Origin of the sequence: Flavobacterium procerum, from assembly GCF_042431625.1 — a bacterium.
Taxonomy (GTDB): domain Bacteria; phylum Bacteroidota; class Bacteroidia; order Flavobacteriales; family Flavobacteriaceae; genus Flavobacterium; species Flavobacterium procerum.
Genome location: NZ_JBHLYW010000005.1, coordinates 53163 through 73303 on the forward strand (window position 1 = coordinate 53163; position 20141 = coordinate 73303).

Annotated in this window: 19 protein-coding genes; 5 read left to right on the forward strand and 14 right to left on the reverse strand. The window is 34.3% G+C overall.

Annotation, left to right across the window (positions count from 1 at the left end; translation table 11 throughout):
- Nucleotides 1-132: 132 nt before the first annotated feature.
- Nucleotides 133-1080, reverse strand: a complete 948-nt coding sequence (locus ACFFLS_RS04340) for a 2-hydroxyacid dehydrogenase (RefSeq protein WP_379683975.1) — start codon at nt 1078-1080, stop codon at nt 133-135.
- A 49-nt stretch (nt 1081-1129) separates the two neighbouring features.
- Nucleotides 1130-2674, reverse strand: coding sequence for a hypothetical protein (locus ACFFLS_RS04345; RefSeq protein WP_379683976.1), 1545 nt, complete (start codon nt 2672-2674; stop codon nt 1130-1132).
- A gap of 257 nt (nt 2675-2931) precedes the next feature.
- Here ACFFLS_RS04345 and nhaA point away from each other — a divergent pair, with 257 nt between their 5' ends.
- Together nhaA and ACFFLS_RS04355 are read left to right on the forward strand one after the other, a co-directional pair.
- Entirely contained in the window at nt 2932-4080 is a 1149-nt protein-coding gene (gene nhaA / locus ACFFLS_RS04350; RefSeq protein WP_379683977.1) for a Na+/H+ antiporter NhaA, read from the forward strand.
- A gap of 71 nt (nt 4081-4151) precedes the next feature.
- A complete protein-coding gene (locus ACFFLS_RS04355) occupies nt 4152-4577 on the forward strand; it encodes a c-type cytochrome (protein WP_379683978.1) in 426 nt (141 codons plus the stop codon).
- Nucleotides 4578-4649: 72 nt separating this feature from the next.
- Here the strand turns inward: ACFFLS_RS04355 and proC are convergent, their stop codons facing one another.
- The 8 genes from proC to ACFFLS_RS04395 all read right to left on the reverse strand — a co-directional run bounded on the left by proC (nt 4650) and on the right by ACFFLS_RS04395 (nt 13473).
- Entirely contained in the window at nt 4650-5426 is a 777-nt protein-coding gene (proC, locus tag ACFFLS_RS04360; RefSeq protein WP_379683979.1) for a pyrroline-5-carboxylate reductase, read from the reverse strand.
- A 195-nt stretch (nt 5427-5621) separates the two neighbouring features.
- On the reverse strand, nt 5622-6971 hold the full coding sequence (gene mgtE, locus ACFFLS_RS04365) for a magnesium transporter (protein WP_379683980.1): 1350 nt from the start codon (nt 6969-6971) through the stop codon (nt 5622-5624).
- Nucleotides 6955-7740, reverse strand: a complete 786-nt coding sequence (gene rsmA / locus ACFFLS_RS04370; RefSeq protein WP_379683981.1) for a 16S rRNA (adenine(1518)-N(6)/adenine(1519)-N(6))-dimethyltransferase RsmA — start codon at nt 7738-7740, stop codon at nt 6955-6957. The genes mgtE and rsmA overlap by 17 nt, the downstream gene beginning before the upstream one ends.
- A gap of 124 nt (nt 7741-7864) precedes the next feature.
- Nucleotides 7865-8176 (reverse strand): DUF4286 family protein, encoded by a 312-nt coding sequence (locus ACFFLS_RS04375; RefSeq protein WP_194140638.1) that lies wholly within the window; start codon nt 8174-8176, stop codon nt 7865-7867.
- A 123-nt stretch (nt 8177-8299) separates the two neighbouring features.
- Nucleotides 8300-10081, reverse strand: a complete 1782-nt coding sequence (locus ACFFLS_RS04380) for a tetratricopeptide repeat protein (protein ID WP_379683982.1) — start codon at nt 10079-10081, stop codon at nt 8300-8302.
- Between the two features lie 31 nt (nt 10082-10112).
- Entirely contained in the window at nt 10113-11066 is a 954-nt protein-coding gene (locus tag ACFFLS_RS04385; protein WP_379683983.1) for a TonB family protein, read from the reverse strand.
- A gap of 69 nt (nt 11067-11135) precedes the next feature.
- Nucleotides 11136-12407, reverse strand: a complete 1272-nt coding sequence (gene serS, locus ACFFLS_RS04390; protein ID WP_379683984.1) for a serine--tRNA ligase — start codon at nt 12405-12407, stop codon at nt 11136-11138.
- Nucleotides 12408-12564: 157 nt separating this feature from the next.
- Nucleotides 12565-13473 (reverse strand): hypothetical protein, encoded by a 909-nt coding sequence (locus tag ACFFLS_RS04395; RefSeq protein WP_379683985.1) that lies wholly within the window; start codon nt 13471-13473, stop codon nt 12565-12567.
- Nucleotides 13474-13860: 387 nt separating this feature from the next.
- Between ACFFLS_RS04395 and ACFFLS_RS04400 the strand changes: the two genes are divergently transcribed.
- Nucleotides 13861-14337: a hypothetical protein gene (locus tag ACFFLS_RS04400; protein ID WP_379683986.1), complete on the forward strand. Its 477-nt coding sequence runs from the start codon at nt 13861-13863 to the stop codon at nt 14335-14337.
- A 61-nt stretch (nt 14338-14398) separates the two neighbouring features.
- Here the strand turns inward: ACFFLS_RS04400 and ACFFLS_RS04405 are convergent, their stop codons facing one another.
- Nucleotides 14399-14938 carry a DMP19 family protein gene (locus tag ACFFLS_RS04405; RefSeq protein WP_379683987.1) on the reverse strand — a complete coding sequence of 180 codons (540 nt, stop codon included), beginning with the start codon at nt 14936-14938 and terminating at the stop codon, nt 14399-14401.
- Nucleotides 14939-15255: 317 nt separating this feature from the next.
- Here ACFFLS_RS04405 and ACFFLS_RS04410 point away from each other — a divergent pair, with 317 nt between their 5' ends.
- Together ACFFLS_RS04410 and ACFFLS_RS04415 are read left to right on the forward strand one after the other, a co-directional pair.
- Nucleotides 15256-15762: a hypothetical protein gene (locus ACFFLS_RS04410; protein ID WP_379683988.1), complete on the forward strand. Its 507-nt coding sequence runs from the start codon at nt 15256-15258 to the stop codon at nt 15760-15762.
- Between the two features lie 200 nt (nt 15763-15962).
- On the forward strand, nt 15963-16406 hold the full coding sequence (locus tag ACFFLS_RS04415; protein ID WP_379683989.1) for a protease complex subunit PrcB family protein: 444 nt from the start codon (nt 15963-15965) through the stop codon (nt 16404-16406).
- 87 nt (nt 16407-16493) lie between these two features.
- Here the strand turns inward: ACFFLS_RS04415 and ACFFLS_RS04420 are convergent, their stop codons facing one another.
- From ACFFLS_RS04420 to ACFFLS_RS04430, 3 genes are all read right to left on the reverse strand, one after another.
- On the reverse strand, nt 16494-17624 hold the full coding sequence (locus tag ACFFLS_RS04420; protein WP_379683990.1) for a DinB family protein: 1131 nt from the start codon (nt 17622-17624) through the stop codon (nt 16494-16496).
- 133 nt (nt 17625-17757) lie between these two features.
- Nucleotides 17758-17985 (reverse strand): CDGSH iron-sulfur domain-containing protein, encoded by a 228-nt coding sequence (locus ACFFLS_RS04425; protein WP_012022943.1) that lies wholly within the window; start codon nt 17983-17985, stop codon nt 17758-17760.
- Between the two features lie 418 nt (nt 17986-18403).
- On the reverse strand, nt 18404-19903 hold the full coding sequence (locus ACFFLS_RS04430; RefSeq protein WP_379683991.1) for a family 43 glycosylhydrolase: 1500 nt from the start codon (nt 19901-19903) through the stop codon (nt 18404-18406).
- Between the last annotated feature and the right edge of the window lie 238 nt (nt 19904-20141).

Genomic DNA, 20141 nt, shown 5'->3' on the forward strand with positions numbered 1-20141 from the left:
TTCGTGAACAATATTAAAAAAAAATTAAATGAAAAGCTAGATGCCTAATTAATTTTTGAAGAAAATGCTTGTTATTTCGACCTAAATTAAACTTCATCCAAAAAAACAGAACTTAATTCAAAAATCATCAATTCAATCTAAATAAAGCTTTTTGATTTTATCAACTATAACCTGAGCAAGACGCTCATGGCTTTCAAACGTCCAGCCTGCAATATGAGGAGTCAGCAAGACATTTTTGGCTTCGAGAAGATACTGAAAAGCTTCTGGTGTATTTTTATCTTGAAAAAGCGTTTCAAACGAAAGTTTCTCGTACTCCAATACATCCAAACCTGCGCCTAAAACTTTCTTCTGTTTCATCGCTTCAACCAAGTCAGCTGTAACAATGTTTTTACCGCGAGAAGTGTTTATGATCCAAAAAGGCTTTTTAAACGCATTTATAAACTCACTGTTGACCATTTTATCTGTTTCTGGTGTCCAAGGAAGGTGAAGGCTTAAAACGTCTATTTTTTCACGTAATTCTTCCAAAGAAACTTGTTTGGCATTTTGGTCTCCAACATTCTCCAAAATATCATAACACAAAACCTCCGTTTCAAAACCGCGGAGTTTTTTGGCAAAAGCTTTTCCCATATTTCCATAACCGATGATTCCGACTGTCTTTCCATCGAGCTCGTGTCCGCGATTACTCTCGCGATTCCACTGACCTGCTTTCACTTCGGCATCGGCCTGATTAAGGTTATTAAAAAGCGACAAAATTACGCCAAGCGAATGTTCTGCAACAGCGTTGCGATTACCTTCGGGAGCAGCAATTAGGTGAACTCCCTTAGACTCTGCATACTCACAATCAATACTTTCCAAACCTGCGCCAACTCTCGCAACAAATTGCAACTTTGTTGCTTTATCTAAAAATCCCTTGTCAATCTTGAAACGACTGCGGATTACAATTCCGTTATAGTCCTGAATTTTTGATTCGATTTCTTCTTTAGAAGATTTGAAATCGGCGTGATTTTCGAAACCAGCTTCCTCTAATTGATTCCAAAGAATTGGATTATTGCTGTCGATATGAAGAATTTTTATGCTCATTTTTATTGAATTTAATATCATACAAAAATACAAGTAATTCCCTAGTCACTTACTCTAAAGAATACGAATTTGCGCGAAAAGCATAATCATACTTCCATTCGCCATTTATATACTTTGAATCATAAGACATATAAGCTACAATTAGGTTTCCATCTATTTCTTCGATTTCAAAATTAGTTAATCCGTAATAACTTGGAGTTTCAAATTGACGAATCAAATGGCCTTCTTTATTAAACACAAAAATTGCCATGCTTAATTTTTCTTTTTCATTTACTTTTTCTCTTAGATAAACACAAAACACAAAATCTCCGTTAGAGCGCTTAAATCCTCGCAAACTACTACTATAAGAAACTTCGTAATTATCAGGGAACATAAACTTTATCTGCCATAGGGCTGTACTGTCTAATTTTGTTTTTTCAAGTATGATTTTATTCGAAAACATTCCTTTCTGTTTGAAATTATACAGCATTTCTTCTTTTTCGTCTTTATGAAAAGTATAAGTATCCCAAACTTCTTTTTTTTCAGGCTTTACAGTCGTTTCTTCTTCTTGAGGTTCAGATTCAGCCTCTTCACTACTTTCTTCATCACTTTCAGGGAAAGCTGGCCCACAATAAAACGACTCGTAAGGTTCTTTGTCTGATTTGTCGGCAATTAGTTTTAAATTATCATCTAGCACAAATCTTTTTTTGGTTCTGTAACACGTTCCATCGGCTCCGCTATGTTCAAGACCTTCAACAAATAAATTGTTTTCTTTATTTAATGTAATATTATCAATTGCAGTTTCAAGATAATTACTAAAAGAATTTATCCTTAAAAGTTTCATATTCTGATCCAGAACAGCAACAAAAGGAGTATCGCTAAGAGAAGGTTCGCCAGTTGTTCCGTATACCACTATTTTGTCTTTTAGATATTTCATAGAAAAATCAGCGGATACGATTTTTGACAAACCTTTATCCTGAAACGATTTAAGAAATACCGTTTCCATAGATTTACTTTCTATTTGAGGATCAGCGTATGTATTATTGAATTTGATTTTATCAATTTGATACTCTCTAAGCTTTCTCTTTAATTTTGCCTCATCCGAATCTTCGTTTGATTCGCTTAAAGATCTAATTTGTTTTTTCATATAAATCGTGAATCCCCCCGCATTATCAGTCTTTACTAAAATATTATATAAATTAAACTTTGATTTTGAATTAGTCGGCAGTTTCTTTTTGGCAATTTCTTTTCCTTCTTTATCCAATATCAAAACAAAGACAGTTGAGTTATCGCTACGGTTATCATTCTCCACTATGGACATCGTATTTCCATTACTTAACTTGTGAAAACCACGAAGACTAGCTTCAGTCAAATTCAATGAATAATCCCAAGTTTGCGGTGAATTGTATTTTTTTGAAAAATGAATAATTGAATTGACTTCAAGATTTTCATTTCCATTTTGTTTTTCATTTTTTTGATAACCTTCATTGATGGTAACTAAGTCAGGTTTATCATTAGAAGATGGTATCAGATTTTGATCGTTTTCTTTTTTACAAGAGAGTTGGATTACAATAAAAGAAAGAAGTAAAGTTCTAAGTAATTTTTTTTTGTTCATTTAGGTGATAAGCTAATTTTATTGCGAAATTTTGGATATTGCTACAAAGCAAAAATACATTTAATTTTAAGTTTTTTCTTAAATTTAATTCTTCTCGTTATTTTCTTAATTATGACCCGACTTTTTAGCTTTCACTTAATCAAGGGGCTTTGTGTCTTCTTGTATTTGTGCTAAACTTTTTATTGATTGGATTTTTTTCTAACTTTGAAGATAGGACTTCCAAGATTCTATTCTAAATCTTCAGTAAATCTTCCAGAATGAAATTAACCAAGACTTTTAAAGCTTTTTTTGAAAACGAGAAATCCGGAGGACTGTTATTGTTATTTGTAACAATCGTTTCTTTGTATGTCGCGAATTCATCTCATGCAACTCAATACATTTCATTTTGGGAAAAAGATTTTGGCGGACACCCCATTACACATTGGATTAACGATGGCTTGATGACTATTTTCTTTTTAATGATTGGTCTCGAACTGGAACGTGAAATATATCATGGCGAATTATCGAATATCAAAAATGCATCGCTCCCAATAATGGCCGCTTTTGGAGGAATGCTGATTCCTGCCGCAACTTACCTAGCCTTTAATTTTGGTCTTCCGTCTCAAAAAGGCGCTGGAATTCCGATGGCTACCGATATTGCTTTTGCAATAGGGATATTATCGCTATTAGGGAATAAAGTGCCGGCCTCACTCAAAGTTTTTTTGACTGCACTCGCTGTAATCGACGATTTAGGCGCCATCATCGTGATTGCTGTTTTTTACACCAGTTCCATTTCATTTTTGAATATCGGAATTGTCCTAGCCATTTGGGGATTCTTATTTATTTTAAATCGAATGAAGATTTACAATTTGATTCCGTATTTGATTGGAGGTGCCGTGATGTGGTATCTTATGCTGAATTCTGGAATTCACGCTACCATAACAGGCGTTATATTGGCATTTGTGATTCCGTTTGGAGATGGAAGCGAAAAATCATCTTCGTATAAACTTCAGCATTTTTTGCATGCACCTGTTGCGTTTATTATTCTTCCTTTGTTTGCAATGGCAAATACCTGTATTGCGATTGCACCAAATTGGCATGAAGGCCTAAATAATCCGAATGCTTTCGGAATTGTTTTGGGACTGACTATCGGGAAACCGCTTGGCATTTTATTGTTCTCATCAATTGGAGTAAGTGCCGGATTGTGTGCTTTGCCCAAAAACCTAAAATGGGCTCATATATTAGGCGCTGGAATGCTGGCCGGAATTGGTTTTACGATGTCTATTTTTATAACACTTCTGGCTTTTAAAGACCCTGAAGCGATTCTTTATTCAAAAATATCCATACTTATCGCTTCTGTACTTTCAGGAATGCTCGGATTTTCTTATTTGAAGTTTACACTATCGGAGAAAAAAGGCTTGATATGAAAATTTTAAACTCCAAATTCCAAACTCCAAATTCCAAACTCCAAATTCCAAATTCCAAATCTCAATAATTGATGTCTACTATAATGAATAGAATTCGAAAAATAATAACTTTCTCAATAGTGCTTATAACCGCTCTGGCTGGAATTATCATATATCAAATTGCAACATATGAGACTCCAGCTGCTGATTTTTATTGTAAAATTCCCGTGCCTTTTTGCGGAACTCCAATTTTATCTGAAAACCAAGTAAAAGGAAAACAAATATTCAATTCAAACTGCGCTGCTTGCCACAAATTAGACGCCAAAAGTACAGGACCGGCACTTCGCGGTGTGGATTCCTTAATTTTCACAAAATGGATTATCGCCAAAAATCACAAAATTGATACTACAAAAATTAAAGAATTAGGAATAGATTATCACAGAACAAAGTTTACAGAATACATAAAAGAAGCAGATTTAGAATTGATAATCGATTATTGCTCTTCTGAACGTCATTAGTGATTAAACAAAAAATTCCAAACCCCAGTTAAAAATTGGAATTTGGAATTTAAATATTGAGATTTAAGTAATTTATCCTTTGATTTGCTTTAAAGAAGTCTTGATTCCTTTTATTAGAGACGAACTGAAACCATTGTGCTCCATTTCATTTAGACCAACAATTGTACAGCCTTGTGGCGTAGTTACACGATCGATTAGCTGTTCGGGATGCACTTTCTCTTCCAACAACATTTGAGCCGCACCTTTTACAGTTTGGGCCGCGATAGCAAGAGCGGTTTGAGAATCGAAACCTATTTCGATTCCGGCTTGCATAGAAGCTCTTACGTAACGCAAAGCGTATGCTGTACCGCACGCACCGAGAACAGTCGCGGCATCCATCAATTTTTCGTCTATAACCGGAGCTGTTCCTAAATCCTGAAACAGGTCGACAATTGGCGATGCATTTTCTTTGTGTTTTTCTGGGAAAGAAATACAAGTGGCAGATTCTCCGAACTGTGCCGCTATATTGGGCATAATTCGAATAACTGGATGCGCATCACTTGTTTTTGCCTGAAGCATTTCTAGAGATAATCCGCTGACTGCAGAAGCAATCGTTTTTCCTGAAATTACTGGTAAAATCTCGTTTAGAACCGTATCTACCTGATACGGTTTTATGGTTAAAATCACCACATCGGCTTCCTGAATATTATGTTTATTGTCTGAAGAAACCGTAATTCCGTATTCGGTCAAATATTGAATAGCAGCTGTATTTCTTCTTGTGACAGTTACCTGATTCTGTTTAGAAAATTTCGCAATTCCCAAGGCAATAGAAACCCCTAGGTTTCCTCCTCCAATAATGTGTACTTTCATTTTGGCTGGCTTTAATTGTTTAAACTGATTAATCGTAACCCGCAGATGGCAGAAAGTGTTTCCGCTAAATTTCTATTCTTAAATATGTTTTTACAGCATGCAGATTACGAGCTGACAATAGTTTTTTTTCGTTCACAAATTACGTAGATTTTACAGATTTAAAATCACTGTAATTCATCAATTTGTGGCAAAAATCTAAAATCCGAGAATTAAGTTTGCTACTCCGAAGTAGAGCATAATTCCAAATACATCGTTGGTTGTTGTAATAAATGGCCCCGTAGCTATTGCGGGATCAATTTTGTTTTTGTTTAAGAAAAGCGGTACTAAAGTTCCTAAAGTTGCAGCAAACAAAATCACTACAATCATCGAAATTGAAATAGCAAATCCAACCAAATATTGTTGATACATAATGGAATGATATCCCAATAAAAGCAATGAAATGATGCTTCCCGAAATCATAGAAACGGTAATTTCTTTAGTAAAGTAAGCACGACTGAAATCTTTCAATGTTCCGTTTGCCAAACCTTGCACTACAATTGCCGAAGCTTGAACGCCAATATTTCCTGCAGTTGCAGAAAGCAACGGTACAAAAATGATTAAAGTTGAATATTTTTGAAAAGTGCCTTCGTTTCCTTTTAGCACAAAAGACGCTACAATTTCGATTACCATTCCAATCAAAAGCCATGGCAGACGTGCTTTAGTCAATTCGTAAACACTGTCATTAGATTCAACATCCTGTGTAATACCCGCAGCCAACTGGTAATCCTTATCTGCTTCTTCCTTGATTACGTCAACGATGTCGTCAATTGTAATTCTTCCAACCAATCTTCCTAATTCATCAACAACCGGAATTGCCTCCAAATCGTACTTTTGCATGATACGGGCTACCTCAACATCTTCGGTGTCAACGTTAACAAAATTTAATTTTCTGATGTAAACTTCACCAATCTGTGTTTTGGTAGAAGAAGTGAGTAGGTCTTTAAGCGAAAGTCTCCCTTTTAAACGATTTTCATCATCAACAACATAAATAGAATGCACTCGAGACACGTTTTCTGCTTGAATACGCATTTCTTTTACACAAGTCAATACATTCCAGTTTTCATTCACTTTTACAAGCTCTTTACCCATCAAACCACCTGCAGTGTTTTCGTCGTAACGCAAAAGATCAACAATGTCTTTGGCGTGCTCAACGTCTACTAATTCGGAGATTACTTCGGCTTTTATTTCCTGCGAAAGTTCTGCGATAATATCTGCAGCATCGTTGGTTTCTAGCTCATCAAGCTCTTCGGCGATTTCTTTAGGTGAAAGTCGGCTTAAGATATTCTCACGCAAATCTTCTTCTAATTCCAAAAGAATTTCTGCGGTTTTATCACTATCTAAAACCTTGAAAATGTAAGTTGCTTCGTCAAAATCTAATTCTTCTAAGATTTCGGCGATATCAGCATGGTGAAGATCATTAAGCAAAACTTCAAGCTCGTTGTCGTTTTTCTTATTGATTAATTCTTCTAACTGGTGTATAAATTCTTTACTAACTTTGAACTCCATCGGCTTCTATTTTTAGAGTTAGTTCAATAAATTCATCAACGCTAAGCTGTTCCGGACGTTTATCAAAGATAGTGTCTTCACGCAGATTGTCAGATAAATTTAATGTTTTCAAACTGTTACGTAATGTTTTTCGTCTTTGCTGAAAAGCAGTTTTTACCACTGTAAAAAACAACTTTTCTTTGCAAGGAAGACTGTAGTCTTCCTTTCGGGTCATTCTCATCACACCCGACTTGACCTTGGGCGGAGGAATAAAAACGTTTTCATCTACCGTAAACAGATACTCAGTATCATAGAAAGCTTGTGCTAGAACTGATAAAATTCCGTAGGTTTTTGAACCTTTTTTCTCACAGATGCGTTCAGCAACTTCTTTCTGGAACATTCCCGAAAATTCAGGAATCTGATGTTTCAGATCTAATGTTCTAAAAACAATCTGAGAAGAAATATTATACGGAAAGTTACCAATTATGGCAAACTGTTTGTTTTCGTAAACTTCATTTATATTATACTTCAGGAAATCCTGAGAGATAATTTTATTTTTTAATTTTGGATAATGTGCATCCAAATACGCTACAGACTCTGTATCGATTTCAATAACGTGTGTATTAATTGGCTTTTCAAGTAAATATTTAGTAAGCACACCCATCCCTGGTCCTATTTCTAAAACCTCATCGTATCCTTTAAGAGTTAAAGTATCTGCAATAGCTTTTGCAACGCTTTCGTCTTTAAGGAAGTGCTGTCCTAAATGTTTTTTGGCTTTTACTTTTTCCATTTCATTTCTTGTTTGCCACGAGGCTGCAAAAGTATTGTTTTTTTTGCCACAAAGGCTCAAAGACACAAAGATTTAATTTCTCTTGACTGAATACTAATTACTGAAAACTGAACAATAATTAAGATTAATGCTCTGAAATAACCTCCAATTCTGTTCTAAAAGAAAGCATTTTATCAGCAAACAAACCTAATGCTTCTCTATGAAATTCTGGTTCGTCTTCGATGTAGAACTTCTCTAAAGTTTCTTTACTGTCTGTCACATACTGAGTAGAATAAGTAATGCCTCCCATTTCTTCTTCAACCAAAACTTTTACTATTCGTGCTGAAGAAAATTTCTGAGTCGCCAGAATTTCAGGTATGTGTTTTTCCTGCATCCATTTTAACCATTGGTCGTGAACGCTTTCGTGTATATTGGTGGTAACGTTGTAAATAATCATTTCTTAAAGATTCTGAGATTGTGAGATTCTAAGATGCTAAGTTTTTCTACTGCTCTTAAATTTCTCCACAAATCATCATATTATTAATTCTTTTTATGAGTTTGGAATTTAAAAATTGGAATTTTATAAATTCTTATCCCCTCTTAACTCGCGGTATTTTTTTCTGGCATCGACAAAGTAAATACTGTCCTGATGATTAAAAATTACCTTTTCATATAAAGGTTTTGCCTTTTCTGTATCTTTTAATTCGTCGTTGTAAATTTCTGCTGAGAAAAACAATGCCTCATCAACATAAATCCCGTCACTGTGATTATCGATAATTTGCTGGTATTGGCTTAAAGCCGAAGCAAAATCCTTCTGACTTTCGTAAACTTTTCCTAAACGCAATAACGTTACTGCTTCTATTTCCTGCCCTTTAAAGCTTTTTAGAATATTTTGAAACTGTGTAATCGCTTCGGCTTTTTTGTTTTGATAAATCAGGAAATCTCCTTTTGCAAACTGTTTCAAAGCCGTCTGGGTTGAATCTGCTGCTGTATTATCATTAATCAAAAGAAAATATTCTAAGGCATCGTTAGCAATCAATTGCGTGTTTGCCGCTTTCAATTCTTTGAATTGTTTATTCGCCCATTCAAAATCGCCTTTGTAATAACTTGTCTTTGCCGCTTTAAGACTCGCTTCATGCGACATGACATCATTCTTTAAATCGAGTTGAATCTGCGAATAATAAATCAATGCTTGGTTGAATTTTTCTTCTAAAAGCAAAATATCGGCCAACTCCATTTTAGCATCTGCTTTTTGATATTCGTTTAGATTTAACTCTAAAGCTTTTTTGACAACTGCTTTTCCTTCTTCTGTTTTTTTCAGATTAAAAGCCAGAAAATGTGCCTGAATCAACTGCAAAGATAAGGTAAAAGGACTAATTTCGTAAGTAACAAGCAATTGTTGTAATTCTTGGCTGATTACTGGATAGTCTTTTTCTGCCGCGTTATCGATTTTGATTTCCATCAAATAGGCATTCGATTGAATCAGCAAATCTAAATCTTTGGTATTTTGAAGAATGAAATTCAGAATCTCGGCAGCCGTTTCGTCATCATCGTCATTCATCGCAAATTGACTCAAATTGACGATGCTCATCAATGATTCCGGCTCACGTTTGTAAATGGCTTTTTCTTGTATAAACGCTTTTCCGAATTCCTTCTGCTGTACATAAAACCAGCTTAGATAGTGATTCCAGTATACATCCTGATCTTTTTGAGTTTTTAGAATCAATGCTTTTCGCATCGCATCTTTAAAAGCTGTATTATCGGTTTCACCATTCATAAAACGCGACAACTGCGTCTGAATGAGATTGGTGTTCTGCGGATTTTTAAACGATTCTGCCAGCAATAAATCAATCATCAAATCGGTTTTACCTAATTGACCGTAAAGCATTCCAATCTGGAAATTGAAATTGTAGTTTGGCTGTATTTCCATTGCTGCTTGATAGGCTTTTAAAGCATATTCCAGCAAGACTTTTTTCTCAAAAGAACTCGCAATTCCATAAACATCATTCGGATTTACCTTTATTTTGGCAATTGCTTCTTCGTAGTATTTTTTCGCTTTTGATTCGTCTTTCTGAAGCTGGAAATTATATCCTAATTCTACCAAAAAGACACCTTGTTTGTATCTGTTGTAACGGTCTTGAATTGCTTTTTCGGCATTTGCAAACTGCTGCAATTGCTGATAGCAATCAACCGTTCTTAAAAAATACTGTGTATTGGAAGGAGCGCTTTTTAAAAGTTCTTCGTAACTGATTTTCGCTTTCTCAAAATCACCTTTATCATAATAATATTGTGCTAACTGCTCGTTTTGGGCGCACATAAAACCTGACCACAACAGAACGATATAGATAAAGATGTTTTTCATTTTAAATCGGTTTTTCAAACTTAATAAAGCATCATGTCTTTATAGTAATTGGTATTGAATACAATATTTTGACTTTTATTCCCCTTATTTCACCCGAACTCCATTCTGGATATTCTTCAATCAGTCGAATGGCTTCTTCATCTAAACCATATCCTGCACTTCTAAGGACTCTGATTTTTTCTACTCCTCCGGTTCTTGTCACCACAAATTCTAGATAAATTTTCCCGCTAATGCCTTCTGCGCTTTTGGGAATTCTGAAATTCTTTCCGATGTATTTATAAAAATGTTCCAGTCCATTTGCGGGTCTGGCCATTAAAAAAGCTTTATCGTATTTATGCTCTACTGAAAGAGAATCAATACTTGTGCCTTTTGCTAGTTTTCCATTTTTATAAATTTCGGTATAACTGTATTTCAGTTTTTTATCTGATCCGGTCCACACTCCGTCTTTGAAGCCGTTTTTTACTTTTCCAGAACCTTTATGATTGTCTTCAATCTCTTCATAATCTCCATTACCATCAACAACAGTCTGGACTCCTTCGGAATTCCAATATTGAAGTGGTCTAAATTCTGAAATATAGCCACCGTCTACCAAGACATATTCTCCTTCAAGTTTTTTACGACCGTCTTTGTACCATTCGGTTTTACTTCCTTTCGGACGCCCTTTTTCATAAGAACAAACCGACTCCTTATTTCCGTTCTCGTAATAACAAATAAACTCTCCTTTTTTAGACAAATTATCTTTTAAAGTCGAATTGCCTTCCATTACCATTTTGCCCGATTTGTAATAATCTTCAAAACGATATTCTTCTTTATCGAGATAATAATCTTTTACAATCCTGTAATATTTATGATTTTCTTTGGATGCTGGATTACAAACCGAATCCAAGTAAATCAATTTATCGTTTGAAGAGATAGCAGGCGACTCGTTTTGAGCAGACATAAAACCATAAATCAACGATAAAACACAGAGTAAAAGTCTTTTCATATTTAACTTTCGATTTGGAAATAAAATGTAACCTCGATTTAGATTAAAATCGAGGTTAGAAGTAATAAACTAGTTTATAATATCAAATCCGCAGTAAGGACGTAAAACTTCAGGGATTACGATTCCTTCCGGAGTTTGGTAATTTTCTATAATTCCGGCCAAAACTCTTGGAAGTGCCAATGAACTTCCGTTAAGTGTATGTGCCAATTGATTTTTTCCGTCTTTGTCTTTGAAACGTAATTTCAAGCGGTTAGCCTGGAAAGTTTCAAAGTTAGAAACCGAACTGATTTCTAACCAACGATCTTGTGCTGTAGAAAACACTTCAAAATCATAAGTTAAAGCAGATGTGAATCCCATATCGCCTCCGCAAAGACGTAAAACTCTGTATGGTAATTTTAGTTCTTTTAAAATCTCTTTTACGTGCTCTACCATTCCGTCTAATGCTGCGTAAGAATTATCTGGATGCTCCACACGAACGATTTCTACTTTATCAAATTGGTGCAAACGGTTTAACCCGCGAACGTGTGCTCCATAAGAACCCGCTTCACGACGGAAACATGGCGTGTAAGCCGTATACAAAACCGGTAATTCAGTTTCAGTTAAAAGTACATCGCGGAACAAATTCGTAACTGGAACCTCAGCCGTTGGAATCAAATATAAATCATCAATTGTAGAATGATACATTTGTCCTTCTTTATCCGGCAATTGTCCAGTTCCAAAACCAGAAGCTTCGTTTACCAAATGCGGCACTTGAACTTCATTATATCCTGCAGCAGTATTTTTGTCTAAAAAGTAGTTGATTAAAGCACGTTGTAAACGAGCTCCTTTTCCTTTATAAACCGGAAATCCTGCTCCAGTAATTTTTACACCCAATTCAAAATCGATAATATCGTATTTCTTCACCAATTCCCAGTGTGGTTGTGCACCTTCATGCAAAACTGGAATATCTCCTTCTTGGAAAACATTCAAATTATCGTCCGGCGTTTTTCCTTCAGGAACAATATCTGCTGGAAGGTTTGGCAAAGTGTATAATTTATTGGTTAACTCAACAGCCAAAGCTTCTGCTTTTTCGCTCAGTTCTTTACTTTTTTCTTTTAGTGAAACTGTTTTTTCTTTTAAGATTGCTGCTTTAGCTTTCTCACCAGCTTTCATCAATTCACCAATATCTTTGGACAATTTATTAGATTCTGATAAAGTATTGTCTAATTCCACTTGTGCAGCACGACGATTTTCGTCTAATTGAACCACTTCTTCCACAACGCTTTTAGCATCGATATTTCGTTTTGCTAAAGCTTGGATTACTTTCTCTTGATTTTCTCTAATAAATGCAATTTGTAACATAGCTTGATTTTTATAACTATTGTATTTTTTATAACGGAAGCAAATTTAAGGAAATGTTTGTTAACAATAGGTCAAAGTTTTGCAGTAAAACTGAAATCTCTTATAAACAGCAAAAGCACTCTAAAAGTGCCTTTTACTATTGTTTCAAATTTATCTTTTATTCTAAAAAACGATGCCTGTCATCTCGGGCATACACATATTCTCTGCCATTGAAACGCAGTTTTTCGAACTCTTTTTTGGTTTTAAGATCGCTTTTTTCTTCTATTCCGTTTTCTAAATCGGCTTCTACAGCTTCTTCATATGAAAACTGCTTGGTTACCAGCAAATCAAAAAAGCCGTTTGTTTTTTGTTGAGAAAGGCTAATGCCTGTTTCTAAGGTTTCCAATTGGTAAGTACCACTTCCGTTAGAATCGCCGTTGGTAAGACGTATCGGATATTCGTATAAAATTTTCTTTATCTCGTTATCGGTCAAAGTCAAAATGGTAAATTTTTGTTCAGCATACAAAACGATACGGCTGTTTGCACTGACCTCTGTATAAAAAGCTATGCCTTTCAGATTTTCATTGAGCGAAACCAGTTTTTTTAGAATATTAGTTTTAGAAACCCGGATGCCTTCATTATCATAATATCCGAGATTATCATCAAACTCTTCGGCAATTATGGTTCCGTCTTCTTTGTCTACAAATAAGTATTTACGCTGAAAGTAATCTCCGAGTGCACCTTCTTCGTTTTTAACATTTCCGTGTTCTGTAATAGTTACGACAAAAAAGGTAATTTTTTCATTGTAATTAATAGAACTCGATTCGTTTATCTTGATGTCAGAATACTTGATTTTAAGATTGTCTGCCACTTTAGACAGCAACTTTACATTCAATTCTTCAGATTTTTGAATTTCGTCGGTGTTTTTAAAAAGCAGTTTTTGGGCATTTTTATCATGACCTGTATCCAATTCGTTTTGACTCAGCAGTTCCTGATTCCGATTTTGCGATTCGCTTAAATTACTTTCGATTTTGCCGCAAGAAATTAAAAACATAAAAAATCCGCCCAGAAGAATTTGTTTTTTCATTAGCACCAATTTGTTTTTAGAATTTTAATCTTTCAAAATCCTAATTACCTTATCCTGAAAGTTTTTCAAATATATAATTTTCTTACAAAAAAAATACTAAAAATTTGATTTTTTTAAGATTGTTTTTCTTAAAATAACAACCAAATTGTCATCAATAATCACAAATACGCTTTTGTGTTTTTAAATCTATCCAAAAACAAATATAAAATCCTATACAGCACTTACTCTGAAATTGGTTTTAATCAAAAAAGTAAAACATATAAAATCAACATCTTATAAATAATTTCACTAAAAAATGTTTTTTTCGCTTTTAGTCTGATGTAAATACAAATGTTCATTTGGTTTGTATATATTTGCCCTTTAACATTTTTTATAAAGTTTATACCTATGAAAAAAACTACTCTATTAATTTTATTATTCGTTTCTGTGATTTTTTCAAGCTGCAACCAGCAGACTCTAGAAAGTTACAATAATACTATAGTGGCTTCTCACAGTACTTTGTTTGACGCGACCAATAATTTCTATGAGAAATGTGAAAATTATATAGGAAAACCGGAATCTAAAAAAGACTTGTTAAAGCTTATCAAGGAAACAAAAGCGAAATTAGTTGAAGGAAGAAAGCCAGTTGATGCTCTGACTCCTTTTAAAGACCACGGATTAAGAGATACAATGCTAGAAATGTACACCAGTAGCGAACAATCAATGGATAGTTTTGCTGCAAATGCAGATGTGGTTACTGGTTCTGATCTGGAAAAAGCAATGATTTTATTTAAAGGAGAATATGACAGACTTATTGAACTTGATACGCTCATTAAAGAACTTCAGGTACAATACGCATATGATAACAAGGGTGAATTGAGATAATATCCAAAACACAAACGAATAAATTTATAGCGTAATGAGAATCGTAATGGTTTTTATTACGCTATTCTCTTTTTATCTCTTGTCCAGTAAATTCTTCCAAAGCAGCAAACATTTCCTCAACCGAAAGTACTTCTGTATCGGGATGCGATTTTAGAAAACTGGCATTTAGAGCTACTAGATTTTCATCTAAATCAAAAAATGCATTATTGTTTAAACTGTCTCGAAACGGATTCGGCCCATCGAATTTTGCTTTCAAAAATTTTCCCAATTTGATATTGCTCTGCAAACGCAACTTTTTGCTCTGCTCCTGAAAAAAATCCAAATGTTTTTCGGCGCCAATCAACGCCAGTCCTTCTTCTATCAATTCATTGAGTTCTTTATTCCATCCTGAATCGTAAACAAATCTAGCAAAATTACCTTCAGTATATTTAGATGTATAATAATCTAAATAGTAACTCATCAAAGCATCTTCATGGATTAAGTCGTCATCGATTTTCTCTTCGCGCATCAGGTTGATTACCGAAATATTCGAATTTACAACATCCTGTGGATTTTCACTTTTTGCTGCCGTTTCTGAAATAATGATTCTGCCAAATTCCATTTGAGTTCTTTTTAAAGGATTTTACATTGCAAATTTCGGAGAAATAATCGAGTATTATATCAGGTTGATGTATTAAATGATATCTTTAACTTTATAATAAATCCGTTGGTGAAATTATTGTTTTTGAATTTTACTTAACAGTTTAGATTCAAAATCTTTTTTAAATCTGCTTTAATCCGTATAAATCTGAATCAAAAAATCGATGCCCAAAGGTATTTCACGCAGATTTTAAGAGATTTCGGCAGATTAAATTAGATTTTATTTGTTGTATGAAACTGTTTTCCAAAATAGGTTTATAATAACTCTTAATTTTTGTTATGATGAAAAGACTTCTTTCAATTGTTTTTGTGACTTCATTGTTTTTAAGCTGTCAAAATAAAGCACCAGAAAAATTTCAAATTGATGAAATAACTTTTTCATACCTCGGCGGACTCAGGATTCCCTACAATACCGTTACTGTATACATTAGAAAGGAATATACAGACAGTGCAAGAGTTATTGTTCAAAGTAGGCCTTTGTTTGAAACCCCAGAATGGCGCGATACTAAAATTGATACAATGCTTAAAATCGATGTTGCAACATTTGAAAAATTTGCCACAACAACAGAATCATTCGACAAAATAAATATTGAAAAAGCCGACCTCTCAGGCATAGACGGTAGCACCTGGAAAATCGAATACGGCGCAAAAGGTAAAAACAAAAGCTACCATTTCTGGTCTCCAAATTCGGAAACAAAAAAAAGAGGCTTGGAAGATTTCGTTACATTATCTGAAGATATTTTAGCGGTTTCAAAATTGGATAAGAAAAAAATCCTTGAAGATTAGAGTTCATAAATTCTAAACGTTTCAAGGCATTATTTTTTTTTACAATCGTCTAAAATATTTTCTTAAAATCTGCGTTTATAGTTGATTAAGAAACCAACTAAAAAAGTTTTAGTCATTAATAGTGGCGCAACCATTTTATAAAAACCATATCTGTTTAATAAAAGAACTTTTAAGTTTCTGAAAAACCAAAACCGCCAAACATGAAACAGATTATTACTATTTTAAGTATATTGTTATTGCTGACAAGCTGCAGCAATGACGAACAAGAAGAGACTGCGGTAACATTTTCTGTTATTGCGCAGGATGACCAATTTAACGGCGATTACAACAATCCTAAAATAAATCTGGTAATCAATAATGAGGCTGAATGGAATACATTAAAAGAAAAAATGAGCTCTTACAGCGTTTCAACCTTAAAAGAAACAGAAATTGATTTTACCAAATACCAGATTATAGCTGTTTTTGACGAAATCAGAATGAGCAGCGGTTATTCTATAGAAGTTACAAAAGTAGCTGAAAACGAACACAACCGATTTGTACAAATTGAAAATTTTAATCCTGGAGGATTGAGTTCTATAATTACACAGCCTTTTCAGATTATAAAAGTATCCCGATCGGCCAAAACAGTTGTTTTTCAGCAATAAAAAAGCTGCGGTGGAGCTTTATTTGTTTGTTATGAATATTGCACTTCTCGGAAACTTATAAAAAAAAGCCGCTAAATGCGGTTTTTTTTATTTCTTAAGTTCTTTTTCTAATATCTGTTTTTGCTGTGGCGGAATACGTTTCTTTAAAAACAAAATCTGTCCGAGATGGCTTGATTGATGTTCCATAACATGAAACCAGCAGTACTGATTTGTCATGTCATATTTTAATTGGACTTCGGCAAACCACGCATCGTCTCTTTTCTTTAATTCTTCGATTGTTTTAGCTCGCACTTCATTATAAATGTCCAAATAATATTGAATACTGTGTCCTTTAAATTCGTCTCGTCCGCCTTGATCCAGATTTAGGGCTGTGTTCCATTTCTTTTTTTCTTCTTCATTGAAATCCCTGTTTTCAAAAGTAAAAACCTGATAGTATTTTTCGGCTGCAGCCAAATGCATGACCAAAGCTCCAATTCGATTGGCTTCTTCATCATGAAGATAATCGATTTCATATTGGCTCATGTTTTTGACTGTTCTTTCAACTCGGGCTTTAAGGTCTTCAAGCATCGAAATCATATCACCAATTTTTGGAGAAGCGCCTTCGACACCTCCTATTTTTGCTTCTGGACGGGGTTTAATTCCGTTTCCTTCTAGCAAAAGACTGCTTTTACCGTCAACAGCCGATTTATCTGAAGAAATTTTATATTCTTGTACTTTTACTATAACATCTTTAGAGGTTCCAAAATTCCATTTTGGAATGTCTCCATTTTTTACAGGAGTTTCAAAACTTGCATTTAAAACAGTAAAAGGCTCAAAAACACCTTTATCATTTTCTATTAATACTTCAAATTTATCAAAATAGAATTTTCCGTTATTAACACACAAACCGCCAAAACTTAATGATTTCGTGTTTGCATCAATAGTTCCTTCAATTGTGTAAGAGTTCCATTCTTTAGATTTTACTGGTCTGTCTTGCATATTGTCAAAAAAACCTTCTTCATCATTTTTTGTGTCGACTCTAGCCCATACTCCAGCCCAAGATATTGGTTCTGTAGTTTCGGCTTTAACCGAAGCGATTACTTTAAACTTTTTTTTGACTTTGGTTTGAATGTCAATGGTTTGATTGAAAGAAGTCCAATCGCTGGAAATTACTTTTTGTGTCTGAGCATAACTTATACTAAAAAACAAAAACAACAGTGGCATTATTAGTTTTTTCATTTTTGGAAAATTAAAGTTGTGTAAATGTAATTATTGTTTCCTAAGTAATACCCTACTTTTTAATAAAAATTGTCACAAAAAAACTGCATCTTTATCGGATGCAGTTTATTTTAAATTCCATTAATTCAGATCTTTAGTTTGTTTTCATTGGCGGAAGATCAAACGCAACAGAATCATGTTCAAAGTTATTTCTGTGTCCTCCATCGCAGAATGGTTTGTTTGCAGATAATCCGCAACGGCAAAGTCCAAGTGCAGATCTTCCTTGTAAACCGTAAAGCGCTCCTTCTGGATCCATGATTTCAAAATCACCTTCAATTTTGATTGAACCGTTTTTATTGATGATTAATTTAGTCTTGCTCATAAATTTTGTTTTTTTCGAATGCAAAGATTGCGAAATATATTCTCATTTATAAGCGGGAAACGTAGTTTAAACTGGTTCTATTTTGTGTTGGATTTGCCACGAAGACACTAAGGTCCAAAGTTTATTTATTAAGTTGAAATAATCTCAAAAACCCGATAGTTATCACGAATCGAGACGCAAATAATTTTTGAATTGCGTCCAGATTTAGCTGAATGTCATTATAATGATTCTACAAAATGGCTTTAGCCAAAAATGAGCCTGTTTGGCTAAAGCCCTGCAACATTACATTACAAAACCTCCAGCTAAAGCTGGAGGCAATTCATATTTAAAAATCTTTTTAATCCTTTATCCCGATAGCTATCGGGAGTGGCAATAAAAAAACTTTGCGTCTTAGCGCCTTTACGGCAGACAAAAAAACCTAAAGCGTCTTGTAAACGAAATTCTTAAATTTCACACTTCCCTTTCCAATAGAACAAAGACCAATTCTGAGTCCGAGAAAACCGCTTAAAACATTATGATGGTAACCTGAGACTTCTACAGAGTTTTCGATTTTTTTCCAGTCTTTTCCATCAAGGCTGTAAAACATATCTACTGTGTTTTTGATGTTCTTTAAACGAAGAAAAACTTTTCGGTTATGTGTATTTTTTTCTGTCGGAAACTGCCATCCTCTCAAATTGGCCAAAATAGTATTTTGATCGGCTAATATTCCTGAGTAATATCTATTATCGTAAAAAAGCGTTAATCCGCCTATAGCATCGCCTTCAATTTCCATTTCAACTTCTGCAGTATAAGAATGTCCGCCTGGAACAATTACTAACGGAGAACTATTGCCTACACCATCTCCTTTTCCTTCAATAGTCAAAGTATTATTAGCAACTTTGAATCTCGAATTTTCGACTCCACTATAAAATTTCCATTGTGGTTTTAAAGCCGAACCTTCAAAATTATCGCTTAAAGAAAATTCAGGAAGTGTCTTTCCTTGAGGTTTTGTAATCGGTTTATCCGTTTTAGTGTTGTCAGAAATTTTATACCAACCCTCTTTTGTCCATTCCACAGGTTGCAACAAAGTCTGACGGCCTAAATTGTAATAATCTTTTTCGTAACCATGAAAAATCATCCACCATTTTCCGTTAGTATCTTCAAAAATAGTGCTGTGTCCTTTTGACCACCAAGTTTCAGAAGTGCTTTTGGTACGAACGATTGGATTAAACGGCGAATTTTCCCAAGGTCCCAAAGGCGATTTAGATCGTGCCGAAATCACCATATGACTTGTCGCTGGACCTGCCGTTCCGCCTTCCGCAACCGTTAAATAATAATATTCACCACGTTTGAACAATTTTGGTCCTTCCATACAAAAACATTCAATGCTCCATTCGCGCGGAATTTGCCAGCCATCATAAACATGCTTCAGTTCGCTTTTTACTGAAAGTCCGTCTTTTGAAAGTTCAACATAGCCTCCATTACTGAAATATAAGAATCGATTTCCATTATCATCTGTAATATGTCCAGGATCGATGTTGCCGATTTTCAAATCAATTGGCTCGCTCCAAGGTCCGTTGATAGAATCGGCTGTCACGACAAAATTGGTGTTATTTGCAGGAAAATAAATATAGTATTTGTTGTTGTACTTAATTAAATCGGGTGCCCAAACGGCTCCAACGTATTTGTGAAGCGCATTCGTAACCGGCTCCCAATTCATTAAATCGGTAGAATGCCAAATTAAAAGTCCAGGATAATAATCAAAAGAAGAATGTACGACATAATAATCTTTTCCGTCTCTCAATAAACTCGGATCGGGATAATCGCCTGCAAAAATCGGGTTGGTATATTGTCCTTGTTTTAAACTCTTTTCTGATTGTGATTGAGAGTAACTACAATACACAAACAATATTGAAATGATTAGATATATTTTATTCATGTTATGATATTTTTTCCAAATATAGTCAAAAAGACTATAAGATAAGTTTAGCCACAGATTAAAAGGATTAGAAAGATTTTTGCAGCATTATGTATGACCGAGCTAAATCAAAATCCTCACAAAAAATCTTATTTATTGTAATGAAATAATCTCGCAAAGTCGCAGAGACGCAAAGTTATGTTTCACGCAGATTGAGCAGATTTTAAGTAAAAATCATTTAAATCTTCCTAATCTGTGG

Excerpts from the sequence above, each read along its gene's own strand:
- ACFFLS_RS04430 (WP_379683991.1), bottom strand. The coding sequence starts at position 19,903 with ATGAATAAAATATATCTAATCATTTCAATATTGTTTGTGTATTGTAGT.
- ACFFLS_RS04420 (WP_379683990.1), bottom strand. The coding sequence starts at position 17,624 with ATGAAAAAACTAATAATGCCACTGTTGTTTTTGTTTTTTAGTATAAGT.
- ACFFLS_RS04415 (WP_379683989.1), top strand. The coding sequence starts at position 15,963 with ATGAAACAGATTATTACTATTTTAAGTATATTGTTATTGCTGACAAGC.
- ACFFLS_RS04405 (WP_379683987.1), bottom strand. The coding sequence starts at position 14,938 with ATGGAATTTGGCAGAATCATTATTTCAGAAACGGCAGCAAAAAGTGAA.
- ACFFLS_RS04395 (WP_379683985.1), bottom strand. The coding sequence starts at position 13,473 with ATGAAAAAACAAATTCTTCTGGGCGGATTTTTTATGTTTTTAATTTCT.
- rsmA (WP_379683981.1), bottom strand. The coding sequence starts at position 7,740 with ATGGAAAAAGTAAAAGCCAAAAAACATTTAGGACAGCACTTCCTTAAA.
- ACFFLS_RS04410 (WP_379683988.1), top strand. The coding sequence starts at position 15,256 with ATGATGAAAAGACTTCTTTCAATTGTTTTTGTGACTTCATTGTTTTTA.
- nhaA (WP_379683977.1), top strand. The coding sequence starts at position 2,932 with ATGAAATTAACCAAGACTTTTAAAGCTTTTTTTGAAAACGAGAAATCC.
- ACFFLS_RS04385 (WP_379683983.1), bottom strand. The coding sequence starts at position 11,066 with ATGAAAAGACTTTTACTCTGTGTTTTATCGTTGATTTATGGTTTTATG.
- ACFFLS_RS04400 (WP_379683986.1), top strand. The coding sequence starts at position 13,861 with ATGAAAAAAACTACTCTATTAATTTTATTATTCGTTTCTGTGATTTTT.
- ACFFLS_RS04425 (WP_012022943.1), bottom strand. The coding sequence starts at position 17,985 with ATGAGCAAGACTAAATTAATCATCAATAAAAACGGTTCAATCAAAATT.
- serS (WP_379683984.1), bottom strand. The coding sequence starts at position 12,407 with ATGTTACAAATTGCATTTATTAGAGAAAATCAAGAGAAAGTAATCCAA.
- mgtE (WP_379683980.1), bottom strand. The coding sequence starts at position 6,971 with ATGGAGTTCAAAGTTAGTAAAGAATTTATACACCAGTTAGAAGAATTA.
- ACFFLS_RS04340 (WP_379683975.1), bottom strand. The coding sequence starts at position 1,080 with ATGAGCATAAAAATTCTTCATATCGACAGCAATAATCCAATTCTTTGG.
- ACFFLS_RS04375 (WP_194140638.1), bottom strand. The coding sequence starts at position 8,176 with ATGATTATTTACAACGTTACCACCAATATACACGAAAGCGTTCACGAC.
- ACFFLS_RS04355 (WP_379683978.1), top strand. The coding sequence starts at position 4,152 with ATGTCTACTATAATGAATAGAATTCGAAAAATAATAACTTTCTCAATA.
- ACFFLS_RS04380 (WP_379683982.1), bottom strand. The coding sequence starts at position 10,081 with ATGAAAAACATCTTTATCTATATCGTTCTGTTGTGGTCAGGTTTTATG.
- proC (WP_379683979.1), bottom strand. The coding sequence starts at position 5,426 with ATGAAAGTACACATTATTGGAGGAGGAAACCTAGGGGTTTCTATTGCC.
- ACFFLS_RS04345 (WP_379683976.1), bottom strand. The coding sequence starts at position 2,674 with ATGAACAAAAAAAAATTACTTAGAACTTTACTTCTTTCTTTTATTGTA.